Genomic DNA, 330 nt, shown 5'->3' on the forward strand with positions numbered 1-330 from the left:
GCCGAAGCACTGGTCGAAACCTTCATCGCGCAGCTGTTCGACGCACCATCGCAAATCATGCCGCTGACATCGCCGATCATACTGCTGATCGCCATCGAGATGGTTTCATAACGCCCATCCACCAGCCATGCCATCCCGGCGGCGGCCCCCATTGCTGCGGTCGTTGCGGCACAAAGTGCAGACAAACGCGGTAACTGGTTATGGATGTAAATTGCGCTCAAATGCGAAAGCATCAGCGCACGCGCCAGCCGTTCATCATCCGCTCCGAAGTGTTCTGCTACCACCACCACAGGCATTGTTGCGGTGATCCCCTGGTTACCCGAGCCAGAG

General features: G+C 57.9%; 1 pseudogene. It reads right to left on the reverse strand.

The features are described from left to right. Positions 1–330 (reverse strand): annotated as a pseudogene (gene cyuA, locus BRSPCE3_RS35910) (cysteine desulfidase); the annotation flags it as partial.

The organism is Bradyrhizobium sp. Ce-3, assembly GCF_022835695.1.
Taxonomy (GTDB): domain Bacteria; phylum Pseudomonadota; class Alphaproteobacteria; order Rhizobiales; family Xanthobacteraceae; genus Bradyrhizobium.